Below are 25070 nucleotides of genomic sequence, written 5' to 3' on the forward strand. Positions count from 1 at the left end.
TTGTAAAGGTCCCGGTGGCATGCTCCTCTCCCCTGTATCTGGACGTCGATCCGGCGTCCGGCCTGCCCTCCGTCGTCGCGGACTAGCCGTTTTAGTTAGGGAGAGATGTGTGCCATCAGCCGTTCCGCAACCGGTCGCTGCGAAGCTGACGCGCGCGGCCATCTTCCTTGCGGTCACGATCAAGCCCAATCCGGAATATGACACCGTGGTGCGATCGCTGTGCGCCGATCTGGCCGCGCTGGTGCGCGCCGTGGGCTTCCGCGATCTCGAGGGCCGGCTGTCCTGCGTCATGGGCATCGGCTCGGATGCATGGGACCGGCTGTTCGGTGCGCCGAAGCCGCAAGGCCTGCATCCGTTCCGCGAGATCAACGGCGTCCACCATGCGGTCTCGACGCCGGGCGACCTGCTGTTTCACATCCGCGCCGTGCCGATGGACCTCTGCTTCGAGCTCGCCTCGCAGATCATGTCGCGGCTCGGCGATGCGGTTGCCACCTCGGACGAGGTGCACGGCTTCAAATATTTCGACGAGCGAGACCTGCTCGGCTTTGTCGACGGCACCGAGAATCCCGTCGATCAGGCAGCGCTAGAGGCCACCATCATCGGCGACGAAGATGCCGCCTTCGCCGGCGGCAGCTACGTGATCGTGCAGAAATACCTGCACGACCTGACCAAGTGGAACGAGCTGCCGGTCGAGATGCAGGAGAAGATCATCGGCCGCACCAAGCTGTCCGACATCGAGCTCGACGATGCGGTGAAGCCGAGCTACGCGCACAACGCCCTGACCACGATCGTCGAGAACGGCGAGGAGCTCGATATCGTGCGCGACAACATGCCGTTCGGCAACGTCAGCAAGGGCGAGTTCGGCACCTATTTCATCGGCTATGCCAAATCCCCGCACCGGATCGAGCAGATGCTGAAGAACATGTTCGTCGGCAAGCCGCCGGGCAATTATGACCGCCTGCTCGACTTCAGCCGCCCCGTGACCGGCATACTGTTCTTCATCCCGTCGGCGACTTTCCTGGAGGACGCCGCGAACGCGGCGCCGGCGGCCTCGTCCGCCGAGCCGACATCGGGTGACGCAGGAGATGACGACACACCGGCACCAAGAATACCGCCGTCCGATGGCTCGCTCGGTATAGGCTCGCTGAAAGGAGAGGCTGGACATGAATAATCTTCATCGGGGGTTGGCCCCCATCTCGGACGCGGCATGGGCCCAGATCGAGGAGGAAGCTGCGCGCACGTTGAAGCGCCATCTGGCGGCGCGCCGTGTCGTCGACGTCGATGGCCCGAAGGGAACGGACTTCTCCGCCGTCGGCACCGGCCATCTCAAGAAAATTCCGACGCCCGGCGACGGGGTCGAGGCGACGCAACGCGACGTCCGCGCACTGGTCGAGCTGCGCGTGCCGTTCGAACTTTCGCGGCAGGCAATCGACGATGTCGAGCGCGGCTCCAATGATTCCGACTGGGATCCGCTGAAGGACGCCGCGCGCAAGATCGCCTTCGCCGAGGATCGCGCGGTGTTCGACGGCTACACGGCCGCGGGCATTCAGGGCATCCGTCAGGGCACGAGCAACCCGGTGCTGACGCTGCCGGCGAGCGTCAAGAACTACCCCGGCGTGGTCGCGCAGGCGGTCAGCCAGCTGCGGCTCGCCGGCGTCAACGGCCCCTATACGCTGCTGCTCGGCACCGAACCCTATACCGCGATCGGCGGTGCAACCGACGACGGCTACCCGGTGCTGCAACACATCCAGCGGCTGATCGACGGCAAGATCGTCTGGGCGCCCGCAATCCAGGGCGGCGTGCTGCTGACCACCCGTGGCGGCGACTTCCAGCTCTCGATCGGTCAGGACCTTTCGATCGGCTATCTCAGCCACTCTGCGACATCGGTCCAGCTGTATTTCCAGGAGACCATGATTTTCCTGATGCTGACGAGCGAGGCATCGGTGGTGCTTGCGCCGGAGGCGAAGAAACCCGCCTGATCTTTCCGGCGTTCACTCTTCCAGGAAGTCTCCGGCTGCGGCCGGAGCTTCCGCCAAACTGCAACGGAGAGGAGGCGCGCAATGGACTACGATCTCTACATCAACCCGAAGAAGGCATCGGTCGGTCTCTACGTCCGCAAGGGCGCCGGTCTTCCCGATCTTGCCGATGCCAAGGACTGGGTGTTCGACGGCACCTCCGGGCAGGTCAATCTGCCGCCGCAGCTCGTGAAGGAGATCGAGGCCAACGGCCACGCCTTCCGCGACATGGATTAAACGCCGCGCTATTTCTCTCCTGTCTTCACCGGCGCGGTCTCCGGCATCAAGCTCATCGCCACGATGCCGACCGCGGCCGCGAGCAGGAGATACCAAGACGGCGCCAGCGGATCTCCGGTGACGTGCAGCAGCCATGTGACCACGAGCTGCGCGGTGCCGCCGAACGTCGCGATGGCGACCGCGTAGATCGTGGCAAACACGCCGCCACGGATATTCTGCGGCAAGGCTTCGGTGAATGCGGCATAGAAGGCCGTGAACGGCAGCGATCCGATGAATGACAGGATGCCGAATCCGAACAGCAGCGACCATGCGCCGGGGTCGCGGACGATCCACAGGAACGCCGGATAGGTCAGCACCAGCACGACCAGCTGCGGCCAGATCATGATCGGCTTGCGGCCGAGCCGGTCGGCAAGCCAGCCGCCCAGCACGGCGCCGATGATCTGCAATCCGTTGCTGACCAGCGAGACGGTGAAGGCGAGCGACGGCGACACATGCAACGTGTTCTTGGCGTAGGTCGTCATGTATTGCGTCACATAGGTCGAGATCGTGCCGCTGGCCAGGATCATCACCGCCAGCACGATCACGCGAAGATGCCGGCGCGCCAACGCGACATGGCTCGAAATTTCGACCTGCCCGGCGACGTGCTCGCCGTGCGAAACTGTTTCCGGCAGCGTGCGGCGCATCCAGATGCCGAACGGCAGGCAGACGGCGCCGAGCAGGAATGCGACGCGCCATCCATAGGCCTGCAGCATATCGGGCGCCATCGTGCTGCTCAGGACGACCCCGACAAGCGCGCCGATCGTCGCCGCGATCTCCTGGCTGGCGGGCTGCCATGCCACCACCAGGCCGCGATTCCGAGGTGCCGCGATCTCGATGAGGTACGCCGTCGTCGGCCCGACCTCGCCGCCGAGCGCAAATCCCTGCACCATCCGCGCCAGGATCACGATAACAGGCGCCACGATGCCGATCGCGGCATAAGATGGCGTCAGCGCGATGGTCAGGATCGCCCCGCCCATCAACGCGAAACTCAGCAACATCGCCGGCCGCCGGCCGACGCGATCGGAGAAGATGCCGAGCACGATGCCGCCGATCGGCCGCGTCAGGAAGCCGGCGCCGAAGGTCGCAAGCGACAGCATCAGGCTGCCGTATTCGCTATGCGCGGGGAAGAAGGTGCGCCCGATCTCGGTCGCAAAGAAGCTGTAGGTGATGAAGTCGTAGAACTCCAGCATATTGCCGATGGTCGCGGCAAAGGCTGCGCGCTTGACATCGAATTCCCTGCTCGCAATCTCCGGCAACACTCTCGGTTCCTTGTCTGGCGGTTCGAAGCGAGTATTATTCCTCGGGGCATGCAAGACAAGGCAAGGCGTACCGCGCGATCCTGAATCAGACGCCGCGCCCGGACCGCCAGGATTCATCGAACCGGAGGAATGATTGCGCGCAGGATGTCGCCCTTCCAGCGTTGCCGGACACTGTCGAACGCCGCGAAATCGTGATCGAACTGCCAATAGGCCCACGCCCAGCCGAATGTTTCAGCGCTTCGTGTCATGAACGACAGGTACTTCGCCCGGCTCTCCGCCGGCGCGCGCTCATAGACGCCGAACTCGCCAAGATAGATCGGGCGCTTTTCCTTCTCCGACCAGAACCGGACCTTGTCGAGATCGGCAGCAGCCCTCGCTTCGTCCTCCGCCGAGCCCCAGCTCAACGGACCGATCTTCGAGAAGGTCGCCGACCACGGTGCACCCTGATGGGTGAATTGCAGCGGCAGGTAATAGTGGAACGTGACGATGAGGTTTCGGTCGCCGGCCGGCAGCGCCAGCTGGTCGATCGGCAGCTCCTCGGTGTTCAGGATGGCGACCACGACATTCCGCTTCGGATTCGTCTCCCGGATGATCGCAAGACAATCGGCGAGCAGACCATTCCACTCGGCCGAGGTCATGTTGCCGCCAGGCTCGTTCAGGATCTCGAACAGCAGCGCCGGATATTTCCCCGCATAGCGCGCCGCGACCTGGCGCCAGAACGCCTTGAGCTTCACCGTGCATTCCGGCACGTCGCGCTGGCAGAGGTCGGTGTCGTGCTCGTCGAGGATCGGAATCAGCTTGCTCGCGAAGACCTGTTCGATCACGGCATCGAGGCGCCGCAACACAGCATTATCCAGAATGTTGCCGGAATCCATGTGCCTGAAGCCGAAGAAGTTGATCCGCACATGCGAAAAGCCGGCCTTGCGGATGGCGGAGAGGTTTTCATGGCGGAACGGTGCATCCTGGTAGCCTTCCCAGATACCGTCATAGCCGAGAATGTTGATGCCGCGCCCCAACGCTGCGACCGCCGGAGACGCACCCTGCCCGGCTGCATTGACCGGCGAGATCAGCACGGCAGCGAGCGCCGCCGCCAGCAGCACGCCGACGGCTCCTTGCAAATGCGACCGGAGCGCTGTCATGGCTGCTCCTGCTCGCGGAGCCGCGCGCGCGGCGACGACATCGGCCGGCAAGCCGCGAGGAAGAATGCGATCAGCAGCACCGACGTGAACATGGTCGAGCGAAGGAAGACCGTCTCGGTGAAATTGGTCTGGCAGTTGAGGAACACAAACCCGACGATCAGCGCGCAGTGCAGACGGTCGATTGCCCGTCCTGCGATCAAGCAGAGCATTTTGTAGGAGAACAGGAAGACGCTCGCCGCGAACAGGAAATAGCCGAAGAAACCGGTCTCGACGAGAATGGCGATGTAGCCATTGTGGTAGTTGTCGAGCACCCAGCCGTGGTTCTGGTTGAAATAATCGTAGATCGCCGGATTGGTCCAGAACCCGTTGATGCCGAATCCGAACAGCGGCGCGTCATCGAAATGGCTGATGGCGTACTGCCAGATGAACGTTCGCTCCGTGAAGTTGATCGTCGTATCGAAGATATGGATCGAGTCGTATCCGGTCGCGTAGAAATACAGGATAAGCAACACGGCCGCGACGCACATGATGCAGGGCAGCACCGCATAGACCTGCATGCACCTGATCGACCACAGCGAGGTCAGCAGCAGCGCGCAGGCGACCAGCGACAGGGCACCGGCGCCACGGGACTCCGAGAAGACGACGCAGGCTGAGGCCAGCGCAAATGTCACGAGGAACGGCAGCCAGCCCCGTCCGGTCATCTTTCGATAGCAGGCAAAGAACATGAGATAGGCCGCGGCGAAGCCCAGGGTTTGCTTCGATTCGAAGACGCCTTGCCATTGCCCGTTGTGCATCCAGGCCTGATCGATCCCGATGTCCGGAAGCACGATCGCACAGAACGCCGAGGCCGCGATCAGCACGAACAGGCCGCGGGTCGTCGATTTCACGATGTCGTCGATGTCGACGCGGGTGATCATGCAGAACGCGCCAAGCGTCGTGATCGCGAGCGCCGCGGCCTTCATGAGGGCTGCGGCGTCCAGATTGGTCCAGAACACGGAAATCGTGGCGAACGCATAGAATGCGATGATCACAAGCGTGTCGAGATTGAAGGCCAGTCGAAGGCAGGCACGGATGAACAAGCTCGCGTAGATCAGCACACCCCACATCGCGAGTGCGATGGCCTGCTGCACCAGGGTTATTTCGGTCGGCAGCAACGCAGCGTGAAAGGTCCCCATCGACACGATCACGTTGATCGTGATCGACCAATTGACGACGGTCCGTGCGAAATTTTCCGCCTCGACGCCTGGCGCCTGCCAGGTCGAGCTATCGAGCGCGCGACCATCCATTCGATTGTACTCCGCTCATTGAAAATGAGCTTGCTGCTCCGGTGGCTCGGAGCGGCACATTGCACTGGGAAGACTTCAGTCTTTGGTCGACGAGGATCGAGTCCGGTTGAAGAGCAGATAGAGAGCGTGCGGATTGGTTGTCAAGTAGCGCCAAAACAACCGACGCGGCTCGAGCCAAAGCCGCCAGGCCCATTCGAGGCCGACGACCTGCATCCATCTCGGGGCGCGCGGCCGCGAGCCGGACAGGAAGTTGAACAATCCGCCCGACGTCTTGATGACGCCGACATTGCCAAGCAGCGGCATGAATTCGTCGACGAAACTCTGCTCGTAGGGCACGCCGAGCGCGACCCAGAGAAAGTCCGGGGCCAGGGCATTGATCTCGTCGACCTTGGCCCGCAACGCGTCGCCGCGCAGATAGCCGTGCGAATGACCGACGATCTTGAGTGCCGGATACGCCCGGCGAACATTGGCGATGGCCGCCTTGTTCTCGGCGTCGTTGGCCCCGAACAGATAGAAGGTCAGCCCGAGTTTCTCCGCCTTGCAGGCAACGTCATGGAACAAATCTGTGGTCGCGACGCGCTCGGGCAGCGGCTTCGACGACCGCAGCCTGGACACCATGACCAGCGGCTGCCCGTCGGCATTGATCAGGTCGGCAGCGCGGAACAGCCGATCGGTCATCGGCTCGGTCGAGCAGCGCGACAGCACCTCGCCGTTGGCCGAGGTCAGATACAGCGGACGATTGACACGCCGGTTCGGATACACCGCCTCGACCATGAAGTCGGCGGTCTGCTCGCGATCGAGCACGGCGAGCCGCAGCCCGCCGATGGTTTCCCGCGGGACGCCCGCAGTCACGGCCCTGCCAACAGGATTGATCCGACGCTCCCGCATGCCGTTCGGCAGGGACGGCCGGTTCGGCGAAGTGTCGCAAATTCGGACAGACGGAACAGCCATATCTGAATCGAGACGCTGGGTCCCCTCGCGATCGACGCGCGCAGGCGAAATTGCATCGGAAATGCGGGCGTTTTGGCTATGACTCAACATTTCAGCAAGGGCTCCAGTGCTTATGTGCCCTTAACTGCAATATCCGGTCCAGGCAACGCGTGTCTCGTCGCAGCCTCGATGAACCGGGGCCGCAAAGAGATCATTAACCATGCTGGTCGTGCGGCACGACATCCTGCGCCGACGGAAAGCAGCGGTCGTTTCAGACGCGGGGCCGCCCGACCAGCAACAATATGCAAAGTTCGAGGCTCGACATTAATACAAATCGTATTCTACCGGTGCGCGCCGTCATCGGCCTTTGCTATAAGGATGAGGGGCCGGCTTGATCGGCGTTTAGAACCCGTTTGTTTTTGGTTTCACATGAATAAGAACGATGACGCGTTCGATGTCAGCGTCGACGACGCATTCGACTTCTTGTCGGAAGAATACGCGACATTGTTTGAGGGCTCGGACGCGACCGCCTTCCAACATCCGCTCTGGCTCGACAACATCTATCGCAAGCTCGCCCCAGCCGCTGCGGCGAAGCCATTGATTGTCGTCGTCCGTCACCGCATGAACAACGCGCTTGCAGCCGTGTTTCCGATGCTGCGCGTGCGGCGCGGGCCGATGCGCGTGATTGAATTCGCCGATCTTCGCGTGTCCGATTATCTGTCGCCTGTCTGCAGCATCGCGACGTTCGCTCGCCTCCTCCAGGATCAGCGCGCTTGCGCGACGCTTCGACAGCTACTGCGGCCGTTCGACCTGCTGCGGATACCCAAGCTGCTCGATGCCAGGATGCCGGTCGAGAATCTTCTCGGCGCGCCTCACCGCAGCCTGATGGATATGAATGCCTATGCGACGGTGCTGACCGCGCCGTTCGAGCAGTGGCAGATCAACGCGTTGGGAAAGTCCTATCAGAAGGAGCTGGCAAAGAAATGGCGCCAGATCCACAAGAAAGGCACGCTCACCTTCTCATGCTGTGACAACGGCGCCTCGGTCGGCGAAGCCATGGAGACGATGCGGAAGTTTCGTGGTCCGCGGTTTCACGAACAGGGTGACGGCGACCTGTTGCAGCGTCCGGAGTATTTCGATTTCTACTCGAGCGTGGCACTTCGCGGCCTCGGCTCCTTCACGCGGCTCTATGCCATGAAGATGGATGGCGAAGTCATCGCGACTGCCCTCGGGCTGGCTCACCGTGACACCCTCCTCGTCGTCATGACCGCGTTCAACGTCGAGGGCTACAAGAGCCAATCGATCGGCGCGTTGACGTTCGAGAGCGTCGCCAAGGATTGCATCGAGCGCGGCTGCCGGGCGCTGGATTTCACCATCGGCGACGAGCCATACAAGATGCAGTTCGGGGGTCAGCCCACTCCGATGTCGGCCGTGACGCAGGCCGGCAGTGCAGCCGGCTCCCTTGCACTGTTTGCCCTGAAGCAGGCGCCCTGGATCAAGCAGGCTGCCAAGCGGCTGACGGATCTCAGGCCGATCCGCACCTCGACGGGCACCCGCTGAGGCGCGGCGCTTCAGCAAATTCCTTGTGAATGATCTGTGCATAGGCGCTGCGCGGTTGTCGAGAGGACAACCGCCTCCGGCTTTTCCAGATCATGCCTTGGAGTCGCCGAGGATCGGCTTCGTTTAACGGAGCGCGCTGCGGACGCGCATGACCCATCCCGGATGAATCCGGTCCACCTGATGCGCGATCGCGCGGCGCAGGAAGTGCAGCTTTCGCTGCACGGTCCAGCGTACATCGGTGTTCGCGGTCAAGGCCTCCCGGTAACGCGCCAGCTCCAGCGAGTGGCGGTCGGCGGCGAGCTTGTCCTGATCGGAATAGAACTGCGCGATCTTCTCCGCGCCCATGCCGTCGGTCTCGAGCCAGCGCGGCACATATTCGGTGCAGAGACGCTCGACATCCACCAGCAAACGGCTCACACCAGTGCCGGCGGCCGGACAATTGGTCTGAAACGCATCGCCGATCAGCACGACGCCCGGCTGCAGATGGCCTTCGGTCACGGACAAATCCATGACCCAGTTCTGCACCTGGCCGACGATCTCGAAATCGCCGAGATGGGGCTGCAGACCCGGCATCAGGCGAAGCAGAGTTCGCCTGGTATCGCGGCGCAGCTCGCGCATGACCGGATCGGTCGGATCGCGGAACATGAACAGGTTCGCCCGCATGCCGCCCGACATCGGAAACAGGCTGAGATAGTCGACGCCGTCAGCCGCCTCCTTACCGTAGCAGGTCAGCGCATCGAAGCCGAACGGCGCGTTATCCGGCCGCGCGATCGTGAAGCCGAACGTCACCGAGTGACGAGCGGCGATCACCTGCCGGCGCATTCCGAGATTGTAGCCGAGCGCACTCGCCATGCCGGTCGCCAGAATGACGAGCCGTGCGACGACGCGTTTTCCGGAGGCCAGCGTCAGCTGCTGACGATCCTCGCTGCAGCCGACGTTGGTCACCTGGTCAAGCAGGAAGGTCGATGTTTCCGGCGTCAGGCCGCGGGCCATGTTGACGAGGTCGGCATAGGAGACCCCATAGGACCGGCCGACACCGATATCGACCAGCCGGCCACCCCTGATGTTGAGCACCCGGTCGTAGGCCGAGGCGACGGCCTCGACGTCGTCGATGAAGCCCAGGCGGCGGAAGATATCGATCTGCCGTCCCGCGACCTTCTCGACGCGGAATTCATCCGGCGGAATCGAGCGCTTGTCGATCAGCACGACCCGGTACCCGGCTCGGGAGAGACCGGCTCGCGCAAGCCAGCCGGCCAAGCCGGCGCCGACAATGGCGACATCAGCTTCGAACGTTTCAGCCTCGCAAGTTGCGATCGGCTGGGTGGTGCTTTCCTCGGCAATCATCATGTCCGCTCCGACGGCTAATGACCGCAGAACTGCAATTTCCTTGCCCGCTCAACCGTCGAGCGGGACGAAACGCGAGGCGTTTCCGCGTTGAGGTTAATGGCGGCCTGTCGACCGCGGTGAGCAAGCTCTCGGCACATGGCTTGCACGACAAACGGCCATGAAACCGATCGTTTGGAGCCTCCGCAGCAGAATGGCGGGGCAATTGCCTGCCCGTGGAGCTTCGACGGATGTCTTCGGCGCGCAAACGAGGCTTCGACCGGCGCGATGCATGCCGTTGGCCGGAGCGCCGGAGCGACATCCAATATGCGCCGTTTGGAGACAGGGCGGACTGCGGCGTTCCAGAATGGGGCAGCCGCGCGACATATTGGCCAGCTCTGCAATCACGCGGAACCAGAAAGCCAGTCGGAAGGAACGGAATCTTAGCAAGAGAACATTAACACTCCTGACCTCACCGATTGCTAAGTCAACAGCCTGACTGGATATTGAGACGCCTCTGGTGATTGCCTCTGTTCTTCAAATGCTACGGCGCGATGTCACGCGCGGCGTTGCCGGGACCATCCTGCTCAAGGTCGGCAGCGGCGGGCTCGCGTTCGCGTTGTTCTCGCTCGCCGCGCGGGCCATGACGCCCGACGCGTTTGGAGATTTTGCGACCTTACTTTCCATCGCCCAGATCGCCTCGGTCGTGGGCCTCGCCGGCCAGGAGCTTCTGCTGGTTCGCTTCCTCAATGAGTACGAGGTGCGCGGCCAGGCGGAGCTCACTAAGGGTGTGCTGCTGTCGAGCCTGAAGAACTCGGCGATCGGGATGCTGATTTCGATTGCCGCGATCGCGGCGGTCGCAAGCATTCGCGGCGAGTGGTGGCTCTTGATCCTCTCGGTCTCGGCATTCACCGCCATCAATGCCGGCCTGATGCTCGGCAGCCAGATCGCCCGATCCCTCGTCAGCATCCTGATGGGCGAAGGCAATCGCGAGTTTTTCTGGCGGGTTGCCGTTGTCCTGGTCTTGATCGCCGTTCTGTTCGGTCACCGGCAGCTCACTCCTGCCGAACTGTTCACCGCGATGAGCGTTGCGATGGCCCTCGGGCTGGTGGTGCAGATCGTGTCGATCATGCGTGTGCTGCCGAACCTGCGTTCGGTCACGGCGCGCTTCGAGACCTCGCGCTGGAACCGGAGTGCATTCCGCTTCTGGCTCGCATCCATTCTAGAGGCGGCAAATCAGTATTTCGACGTCATCCTGGTCTACTGGATGCTGGATCCGGCGACCGCGGGCGTCTATTTCGCCGCCTCACGTCTGGCGAACATCTTCGCCATGCTCTCGGCGGCGCTCTACACGTTCGGGGCGCGCCGGCTTCCCTCGCTGTATTTCAACAAGAATCACCGCGAGCTCGAACATACGCTGAAGCTGATGGCCGAGGTGACCGCGCTCTGCGTGCTCAGCGGGCTCGTCATCGTCTGGGTGGGCGCTCCCCACCTGCTCGGCCTGTTCGGGCCGCACTTCGCCGCGCAGCAGTGGGTGCTGATCGTGCTCGCAATCGGAACGGCCTTCCAGGCGGCGGGCGGACCGTCGGCCGCCGTGCTGCAGCTGACGGGACATGAGCGCGACTATGTTCCGGTCGTCGCCGCCAACGTGGCGTTGCGACTGGTTGGATTTGTCGTGCTGATCCCCTGGCTCGGCGTGCTCGGTGCGGCGATCTCGGCGACGGTCTCCCTGGTGATAGCCACCGTCGCGCTCAATGTGCTGTGCCGCCGGCGCACCGGCGTCGACCCATCAATTATGGTGCTTTCGCATCTCTCGTCGTGGAAGCGCGACACCTACGCGGTCCGCGTTGCCGACAGCAACGACTAGACCGAGCTGGAAGGCCGTCAGCTCGCCAATCCCAGAGCCTTGCCCTGCGCATTGCGCACGGCGGCATCGACCGCCACGCGGTTGACGACCAGCGCGGTCGGGACCGAGCCAAAGCCGGACAGATCAGCCCGCGCCTTGGTGATCGCAGTCGCATTGGTCGCGCCCTCGCGAACCACCAGGATCACCAGATCGGCATGGGCGGCCAGCGCCACCGCGGCCGGCTGGAGGGCAAGCGACGATGCGTCGACGATGATCAGGCCGAAATCGGCGCGGATATCGTCCGGCGGATGGGGCGGCGCCTTGCTGCTGGCACCCAGCAGCTCCACGACCGACGCCAGATCGGCCTTGATGATCCCCGAGCCTTGCGGCGGCGGCGCCTCGGTGCGCCTGGTATCCATCTCGATCAGGACGCTGAGCATGCCGTTCTTCACGGCGGACCGGTTGAGCGACCGTGCAACGGTGCTGCCGCCCACGCCGGCCTCGACCGACAGCAGCAGCGCCACCTTGCCGTGGTCCCCTGGAAGCTGTTCGATGTTCTCGATCAGCAACTGAAGATGCGGGCTGAGATCGGGCTCGGCCGCCGTTGAAATCGGGGTCTGCCAGACGCTCCTGACGGCATCCGGCGACACCATGTCGGGAATGCGGGCCAGCACAGGCAATCCCGGCGGCAGCGCGGGTTGCAGCGGGGGTTGCGGCGCGGGCTGCAGTGCGGGCTGCAGTGCGGGCGCCTCGGCACGACGCAGTGGCAGAACGCTCTTGGTCGGGAGCTGCGGCAGATTGAGACCGGGAACGGCGACGATCGCCGTCGACGTCAGCAGCGAGACGATCGCGAGGGCGGCGAGCAAAAGCGGAAGCGGCGGGAGCGTCGAACGCACCGGCGGCGTCGCGGGCGACGCGACCTTGGTCTGCGAGGCCTGCAGCAGCCGCTGCTCGTCGGTGGTCTTGTAGCGCGACAGGAACTGCTCGTAGATATTCTTGTTGGCGTCGGCATCGCGCTGCAATTCCTGCAGCTTCACCAGCGCCTGACCGTCGACCAGGATCTGCTGTTCGGCCGCTTTCAGCTGATCTTCGACGGCCTTCTGCTGGTCGCGCTGCGCCTCGTATTCCGACTTCGCGGTGTCGATGTTCTTCTTGCGCTCGATCTCGATCTGCCGGTTAAGGTCGCTGAGCTGGCTGAGCGCCATCACGAGGTCGGGATGACGATCGCCGAGCACCCCGCGCTTCTGCGCAATCTGGTCGTTGAGCGTGGAGCGCTGAGCGCGCAGAGCGCTCAGCAGGTCCTGCTTGACGGGCCCGTCGACATTTGCCTTCAGGTCGCGTTGCAACTGCTCGTAGCGCGCCTTGGCTTCTTCGGTACGGGCGCGCGCCGCGGCGACCTGCTGCGTCAGGTCGGTGACGCGCAATTGCTGCGTCGTCGATTCCTTGCCGGCGTTGACGATCCGGTGTTCGAGCTTGAACTTGGCGACGGCATCTTCCGAAGACCGCAACCGGTCGTTCAACGTCTTGAGCCGGCTCTTCAGCCAGTCGGCAGCCTCGTCGGTCGCCACGGTGCGGGTCCCGCGCTGGCTGGCAACGAACGCCTCCGCCACCGCATTGGCGTAATACGCCGCCCGCTGCGGGTCGTTGGACGTGAACTTGATGGCGATAACGTAGGTCAATCCGCGCCGGGAAATATCGAGCCGGTTGCGAAACCGGTCGAGCAGGCGCGTGGGATCGGTCCTGCCGCCCGAGATGTCGCTGTCCTCGGCGACCTTGAGCTGGTCGATCAGCGGCCCGAGAAATCCATCGGATTTGGCTATCTCAACGGCGCTCTGTAGTGCTGCGGCATCCTGGCCGATCCCCGGCAGGACGTCCTGATCGGTGGTGACGCGCTGCTCGCGCGGATCGACGACGACGAGCGCAGTTGCGGCGTAACGCGCCGGGATCAACATCAGCAAGATGATACCGACCGCGAAGATAACCGCGGCGAGCATCAGGATGCGTTGACCTTTCTCGCGGAAAAAGGCCAGCACACCGGGGAGGCTTAGCACGCCCTTGGTGGTTTCAGCGGAGGATTGGCCGGTCGGCACGCCGGAAGCTTCCCACGACGCTGCGGGTTCCGTGGCTTCGGAACGTCTCGGGCCGACGCGGCTACCGAACTTCATGGGTTTTGACTCGAATTCAACTGACAGCACCGCTCAGTGCCGCCCAACGTAAATATCTATGGTTAATCGCCGGTTACCCCCTCTCTGCGCTGCCGTAACCAATTGGTTAACGAGCCGGCTGTACCATCTGTGAGATAATGGCTCTCGATTGCTGACAATGTCTGATTGCTAAATGAGCAGTAACCTCACCACGCGCAACTCGGTGCACGAGCACGCCTTGCGTGATAAGCACGCGCGCAAAAATGAGGGAGACGATTCCACTCCCTCGACGGGTGAGGAATCCGTGCTCCATTACGCGCCAAGTCCAGAACTGAGCACAGAACTGCGGGAGGCATCGACCGCGTCAGGCGATCGACCGAACGCGAGCAGGCCAAAGCTGCGCGTTGTCCTGGTGCAGACCCAGGCCGAGAACGCCGGCGCGCAGGAGATATCGCGGCTGCTCGGCGCCGGCCTCACCGCGCGCGGCTATGACGTCGCCAACCTGTTCTTCTTCCGCAAATCGGATTCCTTCGACGAGCCGCCCAATACGTTCTATTGCGCGCCGAGCCGTCCAGGAAATCCGGTGGCACTGCTGCGGATGCTATGGACGCTCGCCAGCCATCTCAGGACCATCAGGCCCGACGCCGTCCTGACCTTCCAGCACTTCGGCAATGTGATCGGCGGAGGCGTGTCGCGCCTGGTCAGCCGCGCGCCTGTCATCGCCAATCAAGTGTCTTCGGCGCTGTCGATGAGCATGCCGGTGCGCGCCGCCGACATCATCATGGGCTCTACCGGCTTCTTCCAGTGCATCACGCTGAACTCGCGCGACATGGAGCGGGAATACGCGCGCTATCCCGCGCCCTATCGATCACGCATGAAGCACGTCCCGCATGGCTTCGACGACAAGTCGCACAGCCTGCCGAAGGACGTTGCGCGGCAGCAGTTCAAGCTGCCGCCGGACCGTACCCTGCTCGGCTGTGCCGCGAGGCTGCATCCGCACAAGCGGCTCGATGCGGCAATTCGCCTGCTGGCTGCCGATCCATCGTGGCACCTTGCGCTGGCAGGCCAGGGTGCCGACGAGGAACGGCTGCGAGCCCTGGCGAACGAGCTTGATGTCTCGGACCGGCTGCACTTCATCGGCGAGATTCCACCGCGCCAGATGGCCGATTTTCTGGCCTGCCTCGATGTCTTCGTCTTCCCCACGCAGGCCGAGACTTTCGGTCTTGCGGCGGTCGAAGCCGCGAGCGCCGGCATTCCCTGCGTCGTCAACGATCTTCCCGTGCTGCGCGAGGTGCTGTCCTACCAGGGACAGCCTGCGGCGGTGTTCGTCGACGCCTCGAACGAGGCCGCGTTCTCGGCCGCCGTATCGAAAGTCCTGACAGATCGTTTGTTGAGCGAGCAGCTGCGGCAAAGCGCCGTGGGCCTGAAATCGCGTTATTCGTTGGATGCCATGATAGAGGAATACGTCCGCATTCTCGGCAATGCCGTGGGAGCGGACGCGCACTAGGAAGTCGGGCTGGACATGATTATCGAGTTTCGCTGCGATCGCGAGCAGGCGCGGCTCTGGATGCGTCGTGAGACGCTGCGCGTCAACGATCAGGATATCCCCGTTCAATTTGCCTGGACCACGACCCCGGGGTCCCACCCCGCGGGCCTCGAGGCCCTGTTCGAGCTCGAACGCATCGTGCTGCGCAAGGGAAAGGCCGGCGGCGCCGACAGGCTGAAGACGATCCCGGAGCGGCCGCGCGCAGGCAGCCCCGACGTGGTGGTCGACTTCACCAGTGCCGCGCGGGATCCGAAATGCTCCGCCAAGCTCTATCTCCGTCCGCGATTCAACGGATGCGCGGGTGAAAATGCCGCACTCGCGGCCGTTCTCGCCGGTGACCTGCCGGTGATTGAAATCGTCAATGAACTCGATGGCACGATCATGGACCGCGGTCATCCTTCCGCGGAAATCGCAGCCGGCCTGAGTGGCGGGCTCGAAGCAGTGATGGCGCGCACGCTCTCGATGCTGACGCCAATTCTGTCAGGGGCTCCACGGCTGGTGCCGCAACTGGCCGCTCCGGCGAACAGCGGCGCAGCGCCAAATCCGACGCCCTTTGTCGTGCGTGGCGTGGCGACGTCGATCGCGAAGGAAATCTATCGCCTGTGCTGCTACGCGCCGCATTGGCATGTCGGCTGGCGCTACGCCGAAAACGCGGATGTCTGGCGCACCGGTGACCTGTCCGGACCGGCATGGAACGTGCTCGGCGATCCCGGCAACCGCTTCTATGCCGATCCCTTCCCGGTGACATGGCAAGGCAGGACGTTCGTCTTCTTCGAAGACCTCGACCACCGGATCGGCAAGGGCATCATCTCCGCGATCGAATTCGACGGCAACGGGCCGGTCGGCAAGGTGCTGCCCGTGCTGGAAGAGCCCTGGCACCTGTCCTACCCGTTCCTGATCGAGAACGATGGCGAGCTCTGGATGATCCCGGAAAGCACCGCGCATCGGGACGTTCCGCTCTACAAATGCATCCGCTTTCCGGACAAATGGGAGCGGCACGCAACGCTGCTGTCCGGGCTCGAACTTGCCGACGTGACGATCACGCAGCACGACGGCCTCTATTACATGTTCGGAGCCTGGCGCGACGGCACCGGCGGATATTCGGACACGCTGGCGATCTACTACGCCGAGCGGCTGCTTGGCCCCTGGCGGCCGCATGCCAGCAATCCGGTCCTGATGGATCGCGCAACGGCCCGACCGGCTGGAAATTTCGTGGCCGTCGACGGAAGACTGTGGCGACCGGTGCAGGATTGCACCAACGGATACGGCGCGGCGCTTGGACTTGCGGAAGTGCTCGAACTGTCGCCGACGACGTACCGACAGGCGGTTCGACACCTGCTCAAACCCGGACCGCTGTGGACCGGGCGCAAGCTGCACACGCTCAACCGGTGCGGCCAGCTCGAGGTGATCGACGGCTCGCGGGTTCAGCCCAAGACCGCGGCCTTGCTGGCGAGCCTCCGGTCGAGCGACCGCCCGTCGCAATCGGATTGGCATAGCGCGCTGGCGAAGCCGATCGCGCGACGGCTCCACTAGCGCTTCGTCACCCTCGACCCCGCGGCTCAGTTCGCCTCGGCGCCCAGCACGCCGCCGAACTGCTCCCAGGAGCTTCCGGTCCAGCGTTGCAGCTGGAGCTGCGTGTACGCCATGCTGTTGTCGGGACCGGTGTTGATGGTGATGCCCGGCATCAGGGTCGGCAGCACCAGCCCCTTGATGTTGCGTGCCTGCTTGACGATGTTCTCGCGCGACAGGTCGTCGCCGCACTGTTTCAGCACCTGCTCCAGGATCTGGCCCTGCTGGGTCCCGAACAGATAGTTGTTGTCGCCGATATCGGCGCCGGGGAGATACTTCTCGAAGTGGGCGCGATACCATTTCATGCCGGCGTCCTCGGCCCATTTCTTGTCGTTGGGATCCTTGGTGATGGTCGCCACGACGACGCCCACCGCCTTGTCCGCGCCGGCCGGCACGATCGTCGCCGAGACCGAGCTCGACACGTAGTTGACGATGGTGAGCGGCGTCCAGCCGATCTCGCTCGCCTTCTTGATCGCCTGTGCCGCGAATTTCGGCGTGCCGGCGATCAGGAATGCCTGGGCGCCCGACGCCTTCAGCGTGACCACGCGGGATTCGATGGTGGGCTCGGTGACCTCATAGGGAGACGTCACCACCTTCTTGTCGAAATCGGCCTTCAGCGTTTCCCTGAACGCGGCGACGAAATCGCGGCCGAGATCGTCGTTCTGGTAGAGGATCGCAATCTTCGCATCGGGCGCCGTCTGGGTGATGTACCTGGCGTAGATTTTTCCCTCGGTGTTGTAGCTCGGCAATCCCGTGGTGGTCAGCGGAAACTCGGAGAAGTTGGCAAACTTGGTCGCCCCGCTCACGACGAACAGATGCGGCACCTTCTTCGCGGTCACGTATTTGATGGTCGCGCCGATGCCGGGCGTTCCGAGCGGACTGAACAGGAACGCCACCTCGTCGCTCTCGATCAGCTTGCGGGTCTGCTCCACGGCTTTCGGCGGCGTATAGGCATCGTCATAGGTGATGAGGTTGATCTTGCGGCCGTTGATGCCGCCACGGTCATTGACGGAATGCACATAGGCGATCAGGCCCTTGCCGGTGTTGCTGAGCGGGGATGCCGGACCACTGAACGGGAATGTCGCGCCGACCTTGATTTCCGACTCCGTCACGCCCGCCGTTTCGGCACGACTTGGAGTGCCGGCAAAGGCCGCGAGCACGGCAATGGACACGGCAAACGTCTTCAAGAACATGAAACTCCCCTTGAACCCTTATGAATTGAAATTGCTCTCGCGAGTGCCGTGCCGCCTACCAGGCCTCGCCGAACGGCCTGATCTCGACGTTGAACGACCACGCGCTGCGATCCTGATGGGCGGCGTGCCAGACCTCGTCCGCGATCGCCCGCGGCTTGATGAAGAAGTCGTCCGGCCGCTCCGGCCAGCGCTTCCGGGTCCATTCCAGGTCGATCACCGCATCGATCACGAGATAGGCGACGTGAACACCCTGCGGTCCCAAATCACGTGCCATCGCTTCGGCCAAAATCCGCTGCGCCGCCTTGGTCGGCGCGAACCCCGCGAAACCGGCCTTGCCGCGCAATGCCGAGGTGTTGCCGGTGGCAACGATGGCGCCCTTGCCTGCACTGATCATCGCAGGCGCAAACCGCCGTGCCAGGTACAACAGGCCCATCGTGTTGACCTGGAAGTTGCGATTGAGGATCTCCGGATCGATCTCGCGGAAAGTTCCGAACGCGCCGCCGACCGCGTTGTGGATCACGACGGCGGGGCTGCCGAGATCGCGCTCCACGGCCGAGGCCACCGCCTCGACCTGCGCGGCATCGGACACATCGCATCGATAGGCCCTGGCGCCCGGCAGCTGCTTCTCGAGCGCGGCGAGACGCTCCTCGTTCCTGGCGAGCAGTGCGACCCGATAGCCGCCTTCGGCGAACCTCCTGGCGAGCGCCGAACCGGTGCCGGGCCCAACGCCGGATATCAGACAGACGGGTGCGGTCATGCGATCACTCCTCCGCGTTGCGGTCCGCGCCTTTCAGGCGGCCGCCTTCGACAGCAGCTTCTCGACGTATGGTTTGAGGTCCGGCGCAAAATGCTCGTGCTCGACCAGCCGGGCGAAGTGAGCAAACATCAGCGGATATTCGTCCCTTACGCCCTCATGCAGGATTTTCTCCAACCCCTGCTTGCCCAGTTGCTCGGTCCGCGCGTGCTCGTTCATGAACAACGCGAGCTCGGCGGCAAAGCAGATGTCGGCAATCGAGATGCCGTTGCCGACCAACGTCTCCCGTCGCGGCGACAGTGCCTGCTCGATTCCGGAGGCATATATCGCGAACGCGTCCTTGGCGCGGGCATGAATGGCCGCGTCGACCGTGCCGCCCGACAGCGCAAGCAGATAGATCTGCGAGTCCCGCGCAAACACCAGACTGACGTCGAGAAAGCTGTCGATCCTCGACGCCTCGTAGGCGTCGTGCCCATAGAGCGGAAACTTCGCTTCGCCGAGCCGCGCCACTGCCCGCATGATGCTGTTGGATTCGAATATCCCGACCTTGCCGTCGGCACCGAACGCGGCCGGCACGTTGCCGAACGGCTGCGCCGCCATGAACGCATCGGTCTTGAACAGCTGCGCGCCGGTCAGCCCAACCCGGCCGGTTCGCGCCAGCGACGACAGCGCGGTGCGTTCCTGCTCCGTCAAGGGATGGGCATCGTAATCCCACAGCCAGTCGCGCAATTCCTTGCCGGAAGCGCCTCGGACCTCGACGTCGACGCCGCAGAACCGCGCCGCGATGGTCGCCTTCCACACACGCGGGTTCGGCAGATAGGAGAATATACGCAAGGCGGCCATCGTGGCTGCTCCGGGTGCTGTTGCGTCAGGCGGCCAGCTTCAGGATCTTGACGACGTCGCCGGGTTCGCGGATCGGCTGCGGGTTGGCGCGTGTGAAGATCGACAGCATCGCGTTCCGTCCGATCAGCTCGAAACGATCTTCGCCGACACCGACATCGGCAAGCCGCCGCGGCAGGCCGAGCTCCGCGATGAACGCCGCAAACGCCTCGCCGGCGTCGCGGCCCGGCGCGCCGAGCGCGGCCGCGATCGATTGCTGGGCGGTTTCCGTCGCGGGGCGGTTGTAGCGCAGCACGCTCGGCATCATCACCGCCGTGCAGAAGTAATGCGGGACGTCGCAGGTGCCGCCGAGCACATGGCCGATGGCGTGGCTCGCGCCCATCGGCACCCGCGACTGCAATCCGAACGCCGACAGCCAGGAACCGAGCTGGCAGCTCAGCCGCGCCGCCTCGTCGTCGGGACTATTCCTGGTGCGCAGCAGGCCGTCGTGCAGATAGCGCAACCCCTGTTGGCACACCGCGTCGACCAGCACGTTGGGCCGGCTGGAGCAGATCGCCTCGATGCCATGATCCATCGCGCGCGTGCCCGAGCCGAGCCAGAGCTTCTCGGGCGTGTATTTGGTGATCGCGGGATCGAGGATGATGCTGCGCGGCATCATCATCGGATGGTTGAATATCTGCTTCAGCTTGCGGCCGGTGTCGGTGACCAGCGCGCCGGAATTGTACTCGCCGCCCGAAAGGGTGCTGGGGATCGCGATCATCCGGACTTTTGGGTTGCGGAACGGACCGAAGCGACGGTCCGGCGTGGTCTCGAAACCATCGAGCCCCGCCGGCTCGAAGATCTTGTGCTCGATGCACATCAACACGATCTTCGCCGCATCGACCACCGAGCCGCCGCCGATGGCGACGACGAGGTCTGCCTTGGCCTCCGTCGCATGCCGCGCGATCTGTGTCACCGCGTCCCTGGTCGTGTGCTGCGGCACGCCGTCGAAGGTCGCGACATGGCGATCGCCGAGCGCTTTGCGTATGTTCTCGATCTCGTCGGTCGTGGTGTTCAGCGTCCGGCTCGCGATCAGATAGACATGTTTCGCGCCGAGCCGCTCGGCCTCCTCGCGCAGCGCTTCGGCCGCGGGCTTGCCGTAGATCACGGATTCCATGGCGGGGTATTGATGGCTGCCGACGACGTGCATGCTTCACTCCCTTGATGTTTCCGCGAACGCTTGGCGGCTTCAGGCCGACAGTTTGGTGAAATCAGGCGGACGCCGTTCGGCGAAGGCGGCAAAGGCCTCGCGCGCCTCGGGCGTCGTCAGCCGCTCCTTGAACAGCACGCCCTCCGCGGCGATCTGCGCCGCGATCCGCTGCTGCTCACGCATCAGCTGCTTGGTCAGGCCGAGTGAACCCGCCGGCCGCTTGGTCAGCGCGATCGCCGCGTCATGCGCCTTCTTGCGGAGATCCGCTTGCGGCACCACGGCATTGGCGAGACCGGATGCCAGCGCGCCCGGCGCATCCATCGGCTCACCGAGCGCAAACATCGCATAGGCGCGCGCGTGCCCGATCCTTAAGGGAAGCAGCCAGCTCGACGCTGCCTCCGGCACCAGCGCGAGATTGACGAACGGCGTGATCAGCCGGGCGTTCTCGGCAAGATAGACCAAATCGCAATGCAGCAGCATGGTGGTGCCGACGCCGACCGCGTTGCCCTGCACGGCCGCGACCAGCGGCTTGCCGGCCTTGCTGATGGTCTCGATGAAGCGATGGGCGGGACTATCCACCGCGCTTTCGCCGCGCGCCTGGCTGGCGAAATCGGCCAGATCATTGCCCGCGGTGAAGCTGTCGCCGTCGCCCTGGAACAGGATCACCCGGACGGATGGATCCGCCTCGGCCTGCTTCAGCGCATGCGACATGGCGTCATACATGGCGCCGGTCAGCGCATTCTTCTTCTCGGGCCGCTGCAAGGTCAGCGTCATGACGCCGGCGGCGATTTCGACTTTGACATGCTCGGTCATGGCAATCTCCTAAGCAACCGCGCGGGCCGGCCTGGTTTCGAATTTGCCGTCGAGAAAGCCGGTCAGCCGCTGCCGGATGATCTGCTCGGCCTCGGCCATGATGCGGTCGATCAGCTCCTTGACGGTCGGGATGTCGTTGATCAGGCCGACCACCATGCCGCAGCTCCAGGCACCGGCATCCATCTCGCCGTCGATCATCACCTTCGGGTAGACGCCGGCGACCTGCTCGTGGATGTCCTCGATCTTCAGCTTGCCGCCCTTCTCGCGCTCGATCTCGAGCAGCTCATCGACACCCTTGTTCTTCAGCACCCGCTCGGTGTTGCGCAGCGCGCGCATCACGAGGCGGGTGTCGAGCTCGTCGGCATCGAGCAGTGCCTGCTTCACATTGGGATGAACCGGCGCTTCCTTGGTCGCGATGAATCGCGTGCCCATGTTCATGCCGGCGGCGCCCATCGACAGCGCCGCGACGAGGCTGCGTGCATCCGCCATGCCACCGGAAGCGACGAACGGGATCTTCAGCTCGTCTGCCGCGCGCGGCAGCAGGATCATGTTGGGGATGTCGTCCTCGCCCGGATGGCCGCCGCACTCGAAGCCGTCGACGCTGACCGCGTCGCAACCGATCTTCTCGGCCTTCAGCGAATGCCGCACCGAGGTGCATTTGTGGATCACCTTGATGCCCGCAGCCTTCAGCGCCGGCATGTACTGCTCCGGGCTGCGGCCCGCGGTCTCCACCGCCTTGACGCCGCCTTCGCGGATCGCCGCGATGTATTCGGGATAGGGCGGCGCGGTGAAGCTCGGCAGGAAGGTGAGGTTCACGCCGATCGGCTGGTCGGTCATGTCGCGGCAGCGCGCGATTTCCTTCGCCAGCAGTTCCGGGGTCCGCTGGGTCAGGCCGGTGATGATGCCGAGGCCGCCGGCGTTGGACACCGCCGCCGCCATCTCGGCGAAGCCAACATAATGCATGCCGCCCTGGATGATCGGATGCTGGATGCCGAACAATTCAGTGATTGCTGTCTTCACAAATCTCTCCCGCGTTCCGATCAGTTGATGATTTCGAACAGGCCCGCCGCACCCATGCCGCCGCCGATGCACATGGTCACCACGCCGTATTTCGCCTTGCGCCGGCGGCCTTCGATCAGTAGGTGGCCGGTGAGCCGCGCGCCGGTCATACCGTAGGGATGGCCGATCGCGATCGAACCGCCGTTGACGTTGAGCTTGTCCGGGTCGATGCCGAGCTTGTCGCGGCAATAGATCACCTGCACCGCATAGGCTTCGTTGAGCTCCCAGAGATCGATGTCGTCGATCTTCAGATTATGCCGCTTCAGCAGCCGTGGGATCGCCGCGACCGGGCCGACGCCCATCTCGTCGGGTTCGACGCCGGCGGCAACAAAGCCGCGGAAGATGCCGAGCGGCTTCAGGCCCTTCTGCGCGGCGATCTTGTCGCTCATGATCACGCAGGCCGAGGCGCCGTCGGAGAGCTGGCTGGCATTGCCGGCGCTAATGGTCTTGCCTTCGAAAACCGGCTTGATCTTGGCCAGTCCGTCCGCCGTGGTGTCCGGCCGCGGGCCTTCATCCTTGGCCAAGGTCACCTGCTGGAAGCCGACTTCCTTGGTGTCCTTGTTGACCACGGCCATCCTGGTCGTGATCGGAATAATCTCGTCGTTGAAGCGGCCGCCCTGCAACGCAGCGCCGACCCGGCGCTGGCATTCGAGGCTGTATTCGTCCTGCTTGTCGCGGCCGATCCCGTAGCGCTCGGCGACGACCTCGGCCGTCTCCAGCATCGACATGTACATCTCGGGCTTCATCGCCATCAGTTCGTCGTCGACGGCATGGAACCTGTTCATGTGCTCGTTCTGCACCAGGCTGATCGACTCGATACCGCCGCCGATCGCAATCTCGACGCCATCTGATATCACCGAGCGTGCCGCGACCGCGATCGCCTGCAGCCCGGAAGCGCATTGCCGGTCGATGGTGGTGCCGGCGACTGTGACAGGCAATCCAGCGCGGATCGCGCCCTTGCGCGCGACGTTCATCACCATGGTGCCCTGCTGCATCGCGCAGCCCATCACCACGTCCTCGACCTCGCCGGGCGCGATGCCGGCGCGCTTGACGGCCTCGGCCATGACGTGGCCGGCCAGGGTCGGGCCGTCGGTGTTGTTGAGCGCGCCGCGATAGGCCTTGCCGACCCCGGTACGCGCGGTGGAAACGATGACTGCTTCGGGTGATGACATGCTTGCCTCTCTGAGCCTAGGCGACCGCATCGAGCTGCGCATAGCGCAGCACGTGGTAGGCGGGATCGCCGAACTGGATGTTGATCGAGGAAATCCGCTTGAAGTAGTGGCCGACATTGAGCTCGTCGGTCATGCCCATGCCGCCATGCAGTTGCACGGCCTGGTCGGCCACGAACTTGCCGGCATAGCCGATCTTGGATTTGGCGCCTGAAGCCAACCGGGAGACGCCGGCCTCATCGTCCCTGAGACTGAGGCTGAGATGCTGCATCAGGGACAGCGTCTCCTGATGCGCGATGAACATGTCGACCATCCGGTGCTGCAGCACCTGGAAGCTACCGATCGTGACGCCAAACTGCTTGCGCGTCTTGGAATAGTCCAGCGTCGCGGCGTTCAACTCGCCGATCGCGCCGACCGCCTCGGCGCAGAGCGCGCCGATCGCACGGTTGCGGCAGGCTTCCAGCGTTTTGACGCCCTCGCCTTCCTTGCCGAGCAATTCACCCCGCACGCAGCGCAGGCTGATCTCGGCAGCTCTACGGCCATCGATCGTCTTGAAGCTCTGCAGATCGAGATTGGCGGCGCGGCGATCGACCACGAACAGGCTGACGCCGCCGCGATCGTGGCGATGGCCCGAGGTGCGGGCGGAGACGATCAGGTAATCCGCCCACGGCGCGGCCATCACTGCCGTCTTCTCGCCGGTCAGCACATAGCCGTCGCCGTCCCGGCGCGCCGTGGTGGTCACCGTTGCGAGATCGAACCGCGAGCCCTTCTCGGTCCAGGCCAACGCCCAGAGCTTTGACCCTGCGATGATGTCGGCAATGAAAGCCTGCTTCTGCGCGTCAGACCCAACCTGCTCGACCAGGCCGCCGGCAACCACGACCGTCTCGACGAACGGCTCCACGACGAGATGCCGGCCGAACTCCTGCATGATGATCATGGTCGATAGCGGCCCACCGCCGAGCCCGCCAACAGCCTCAGAGAACGGCGCGGCCAGCAGGCCGAGCTCCGCAAAAGCGGCCCATTGCTCGCGGCCAATGCCGTCCTCGCTCGCAACGATCTTGCGACGGGCGTCGAAATCATATTGATCCCGCAGCAGCCGCTGTACGCTGGACCGCAACAATTCCTGCTCTTCCGTGAACTGGATATCCATCCGATCCTCG

General features: G+C 63.9%; 21 protein-coding genes. 7 read left to right on the forward strand and 14 right to left on the reverse strand.

Annotated features, from left to right (window positions below; genetic code table 11):
* The first annotated feature begins 109 nt into the window (after positions 1 to 109).
* From FNJ47_RS01035 to FNJ47_RS01045, 3 genes are all read left to right on the forward strand, one after another.
* Positions 110 to 1171, forward strand: coding sequence for a Dyp-type peroxidase (locus FNJ47_RS01035; protein ID WP_163149563.1), 1062 nt, complete (start codon positions 110 to 112; stop codon positions 1169 to 1171).
* Positions 1164 to 1979: a family 1 encapsulin nanocompartment shell protein gene (locus FNJ47_RS01040; RefSeq protein WP_163149566.1), complete on the forward strand. Its 816-nt coding sequence runs from the start codon at positions 1164 to 1166 to the stop codon at positions 1977 to 1979. The genes FNJ47_RS01035 and FNJ47_RS01040 overlap by 8 nt, the downstream gene beginning before the upstream one ends.
* 81 nt (positions 1980 to 2060) lie before the next feature.
* Positions 2061 to 2252: a hypothetical protein gene (locus FNJ47_RS01045; RefSeq protein ID WP_163149568.1), complete on the forward strand. Its 192-nt coding sequence runs from the start codon at positions 2061 to 2063 to the stop codon at positions 2250 to 2252.
* An 8-nt stretch (positions 2253 to 2260) separates the two neighbouring features.
* Here the strand turns inward: FNJ47_RS01045 and FNJ47_RS01050 are convergent, their stop codons facing one another.
* From FNJ47_RS01050 to FNJ47_RS01065, 4 genes are all read right to left on the reverse strand, one after another.
* Positions 2261 to 3481, reverse strand: a complete 1221-nt coding sequence (locus FNJ47_RS01050; protein ID WP_430649340.1) for an MFS transporter — start codon at positions 3479 to 3481, stop codon at positions 2261 to 2263.
* A gap of 182 nt (positions 3482 to 3663) precedes the next feature.
* On the reverse strand, positions 3664 to 4689 hold the full coding sequence (locus FNJ47_RS01055) for a glycoside hydrolase family 5 protein (protein ID WP_163149572.1): 1026 nt from the start codon (positions 4687 to 4689) through the stop codon (positions 3664 to 3666).
* Complete coding sequence (locus FNJ47_RS01060; RefSeq protein WP_163149574.1) at positions 4686 to 5975, reverse strand: O-antigen ligase family protein; 1290 nt, start codon at positions 5973 to 5975, stop codon at positions 4686 to 4688. The genes FNJ47_RS01055 and FNJ47_RS01060 overlap by 4 nt, the downstream gene beginning before the upstream one ends.
* A gap of 75 nt (positions 5976 to 6050) precedes the next feature.
* A complete protein-coding gene (locus FNJ47_RS01065; RefSeq protein WP_163149648.1) occupies positions 6051 to 6863 on the reverse strand; it encodes a WecB/TagA/CpsF family glycosyltransferase in 813 nt (270 codons plus the stop codon).
* Between the two features lie 471 nt (positions 6864 to 7334).
* Between FNJ47_RS01065 and FNJ47_RS01070 the strand changes: the two genes are divergently transcribed.
* The gene (locus FNJ47_RS01070) at positions 7335 to 8465 is read left to right on the forward strand and encodes a GNAT family N-acetyltransferase (protein ID WP_163149576.1); all 1131 of its coding nucleotides are present in this window, start codon (positions 7335 to 7337) and stop codon (positions 8463 to 8465) included.
* 123 nt (positions 8466 to 8588) lie between these two features.
* On the opposite strand, the gene FNJ47_RS01075 is transcribed toward FNJ47_RS01070, so the two are convergent.
* Positions 8589 to 9809 carry an FAD-dependent oxidoreductase gene (locus tag FNJ47_RS01075; RefSeq protein ID WP_163149650.1) on the reverse strand — a complete coding sequence of 407 codons (1221 nt, stop codon included), beginning with the start codon at positions 9807 to 9809 and terminating at the stop codon, positions 8589 to 8591.
* Positions 9810 to 10329: 520 nt separating this feature from the next.
* On the opposite strand from FNJ47_RS01075, the gene FNJ47_RS01080 reads away from it, so the two are divergent.
* Complete coding sequence (locus tag FNJ47_RS01080; RefSeq protein ID WP_165445477.1) at positions 10330 to 11655, forward strand: lipopolysaccharide biosynthesis protein; 1326 nt, start codon at positions 10330 to 10332, stop codon at positions 11653 to 11655.
* A 17-nt stretch (positions 11656 to 11672) separates the two neighbouring features.
* Here FNJ47_RS01080 and FNJ47_RS01085 read toward each other — a convergent pair whose 3' ends face one another.
* A complete protein-coding gene (locus FNJ47_RS01085) occupies positions 11673 to 13799 on the reverse strand; it encodes a GumC family protein (protein WP_163149580.1) in 2127 nt (708 codons plus the stop codon).
* 283 nt (positions 13800 to 14082) lie between these two features.
* Between FNJ47_RS01085 and FNJ47_RS01090 the strand changes: the two genes are divergently transcribed.
* Complete coding sequence (locus FNJ47_RS01090) at positions 14083 to 15285, forward strand: glycosyltransferase family 4 protein (protein ID WP_430649341.1); 1203 nt, start codon at positions 14083 to 14085, stop codon at positions 15283 to 15285.
* A gap of 15 nt (positions 15286 to 15300) precedes the next feature.
* Complete coding sequence (locus tag FNJ47_RS01095) at positions 15301 to 16857, forward strand: glucosamine inositolphosphorylceramide transferase family protein (RefSeq protein ID WP_163149584.1); 1557 nt, start codon at positions 15301 to 15303, stop codon at positions 16855 to 16857.
* Between the two features lie 26 nt (positions 16858 to 16883).
* Here the strand turns inward: FNJ47_RS01095 and FNJ47_RS01100 are convergent, their stop codons facing one another.
* Genes FNJ47_RS01100 through FNJ47_RS01135 form a run of 8 tightly spaced genes read right to left on the reverse strand, consistent with a single transcriptional unit; the run spans position 16884 to position 25060 of the window.
* Positions 16884 to 18086 carry an ABC transporter substrate-binding protein gene (locus FNJ47_RS01100; RefSeq protein ID WP_163149586.1) on the reverse strand — a complete coding sequence of 401 codons (1203 nt, stop codon included), beginning with the start codon at positions 18084 to 18086 and terminating at the stop codon, positions 16884 to 16886.
* 55 nt (positions 18087 to 18141) lie between these two features.
* Positions 18142 to 18843 (reverse strand): SDR family NAD(P)-dependent oxidoreductase, encoded by a 702-nt coding sequence (locus FNJ47_RS01105; RefSeq protein WP_163149588.1) that lies wholly within the window; start codon positions 18841 to 18843, stop codon positions 18142 to 18144.
* Positions 18844 to 18876: 33 nt separating this feature from the next.
* Positions 18877 to 19683 (reverse strand): glutathione S-transferase family protein, encoded by an 807-nt coding sequence (locus FNJ47_RS01110; protein ID WP_163149590.1) that lies wholly within the window; start codon positions 19681 to 19683, stop codon positions 18877 to 18879.
* Positions 19684 to 19708: 25 nt separating this feature from the next.
* Positions 19709 to 20869 (reverse strand): iron-containing alcohol dehydrogenase, encoded by a 1161-nt coding sequence (locus tag FNJ47_RS01115; protein ID WP_163149592.1) that lies wholly within the window; start codon positions 20867 to 20869, stop codon positions 19709 to 19711.
* Positions 20870 to 20908: 39 nt separating this feature from the next.
* Complete coding sequence (locus tag FNJ47_RS01120; protein WP_163149594.1) at positions 20909 to 21682, reverse strand: enoyl-CoA hydratase-related protein; 774 nt, start codon at positions 21680 to 21682, stop codon at positions 20909 to 20911.
* A gap of 9 nt (positions 21683 to 21691) precedes the next feature.
* A complete protein-coding gene (locus FNJ47_RS01125; protein ID WP_163149596.1) occupies positions 21692 to 22702 on the reverse strand; it encodes a nitronate monooxygenase in 1011 nt (336 codons plus the stop codon).
* A gap of 20 nt (positions 22703 to 22722) precedes the next feature.
* Complete coding sequence (locus FNJ47_RS01130) at positions 22723 to 23913, reverse strand: acetyl-CoA C-acyltransferase (RefSeq protein WP_163149598.1); 1191 nt, start codon at positions 23911 to 23913, stop codon at positions 22723 to 22725.
* Positions 23914 to 23929: 16 nt separating this feature from the next.
* Complete coding sequence (locus FNJ47_RS01135; protein ID WP_163149600.1) at positions 23930 to 25060, reverse strand: acyl-CoA dehydrogenase family protein; 1131 nt, start codon at positions 25058 to 25060, stop codon at positions 23930 to 23932.
* Positions 25061 to 25070 lie beyond the last annotated feature (10 nt).

Origin of the sequence: Bradyrhizobium uaiense, assembly GCF_010811875.1 — a bacterium.
GTDB lineage: Bacteria > Pseudomonadota > Alphaproteobacteria > Rhizobiales > Xanthobacteraceae > Bradyrhizobium > Bradyrhizobium uaiense.

Coding starts and splice junctions, on each gene's coding strand:
- FNJ47_RS01130 (WP_163149598.1), bottom strand. CDS start 23,913: ATGTCATCACCCGAAGCAGTCATCGTTTCCACCGCGCGTACCGGGGTC.
- FNJ47_RS01075 (WP_163149650.1), bottom strand. CDS start 9,809: ATGATTGCCGAGGAAAGCACCACCCAGCCGATCGCAACTTGCGAGGCT.
- FNJ47_RS01045 (WP_163149568.1), top strand. CDS start 2,061: ATGGACTACGATCTCTACATCAACCCGAAGAAGGCATCGGTCGGTCTC.
- FNJ47_RS01100 (WP_163149586.1), bottom strand. CDS start 18,086: ATGTTCTTGAAGACGTTTGCCGTGTCCATTGCCGTGCTCGCGGCCTTT.
- FNJ47_RS01050 (WP_430649340.1), bottom strand. CDS start 3,481: ATGCTGGAGTTCTACGACTTCATCACCTACAGCTTCTTTGCGACCGAG.
- FNJ47_RS01105 (WP_163149588.1), bottom strand. CDS start 18,843: ATGACCGCACCCGTCTGTCTGATATCCGGCGTTGGGCCCGGCACCGGT.
- FNJ47_RS01080 (WP_165445477.1), top strand. CDS start 10,330: ATGCTACGGCGCGATGTCACGCGCGGCGTTGCCGGGACCATCCTGCTC.
- FNJ47_RS01040 (WP_163149566.1), top strand. CDS start 1,164: ATGAATAATCTTCATCGGGGGTTGGCCCCCATCTCGGACGCGGCATGG.
- FNJ47_RS01065 (WP_163149648.1), bottom strand. CDS start 6,863: ATGCGGGAGCGTCGGATCAATCCTGTTGGCAGGGCCGTGACTGCGGGC.
- FNJ47_RS01115 (WP_163149592.1), bottom strand. CDS start 20,869: ATGCACGTCGTCGGCAGCCATCAATACCCCGCCATGGAATCCGTGATC.
- FNJ47_RS01085 (WP_163149580.1), bottom strand. CDS start 13,799: ATGAAGTTCGGTAGCCGCGTCGGCCCGAGACGTTCCGAAGCCACGGAA.
- FNJ47_RS01135 (WP_163149600.1), bottom strand. CDS start 25,060: ATGGATATCCAGTTCACGGAAGAGCAGGAATTGTTGCGGTCCAGCGTA.
- FNJ47_RS01120 (WP_163149594.1), bottom strand. CDS start 21,682: ATGACCGAGCATGTCAAAGTCGAAATCGCCGCCGGCGTCATGACGCTG.
- FNJ47_RS01070 (WP_163149576.1), top strand. CDS start 7,335: ATGAATAAGAACGATGACGCGTTCGATGTCAGCGTCGACGACGCATTC.
- FNJ47_RS01055 (WP_163149572.1), bottom strand. CDS start 4,689: ATGACAGCGCTCCGGTCGCATTTGCAAGGAGCCGTCGGCGTGCTGCTG.
- FNJ47_RS01110 (WP_163149590.1), bottom strand. CDS start 19,683: ATGGCCGCCTTGCGTATATTCTCCTATCTGCCGAACCCGCGTGTGTGG.
- FNJ47_RS01095 (WP_163149584.1), top strand. CDS start 15,301: ATGATTATCGAGTTTCGCTGCGATCGCGAGCAGGCGCGGCTCTGGATG.
- FNJ47_RS01060 (WP_163149574.1), bottom strand. CDS start 5,975: ATGGATGGTCGCGCGCTCGATAGCTCGACCTGGCAGGCGCCAGGCGTC.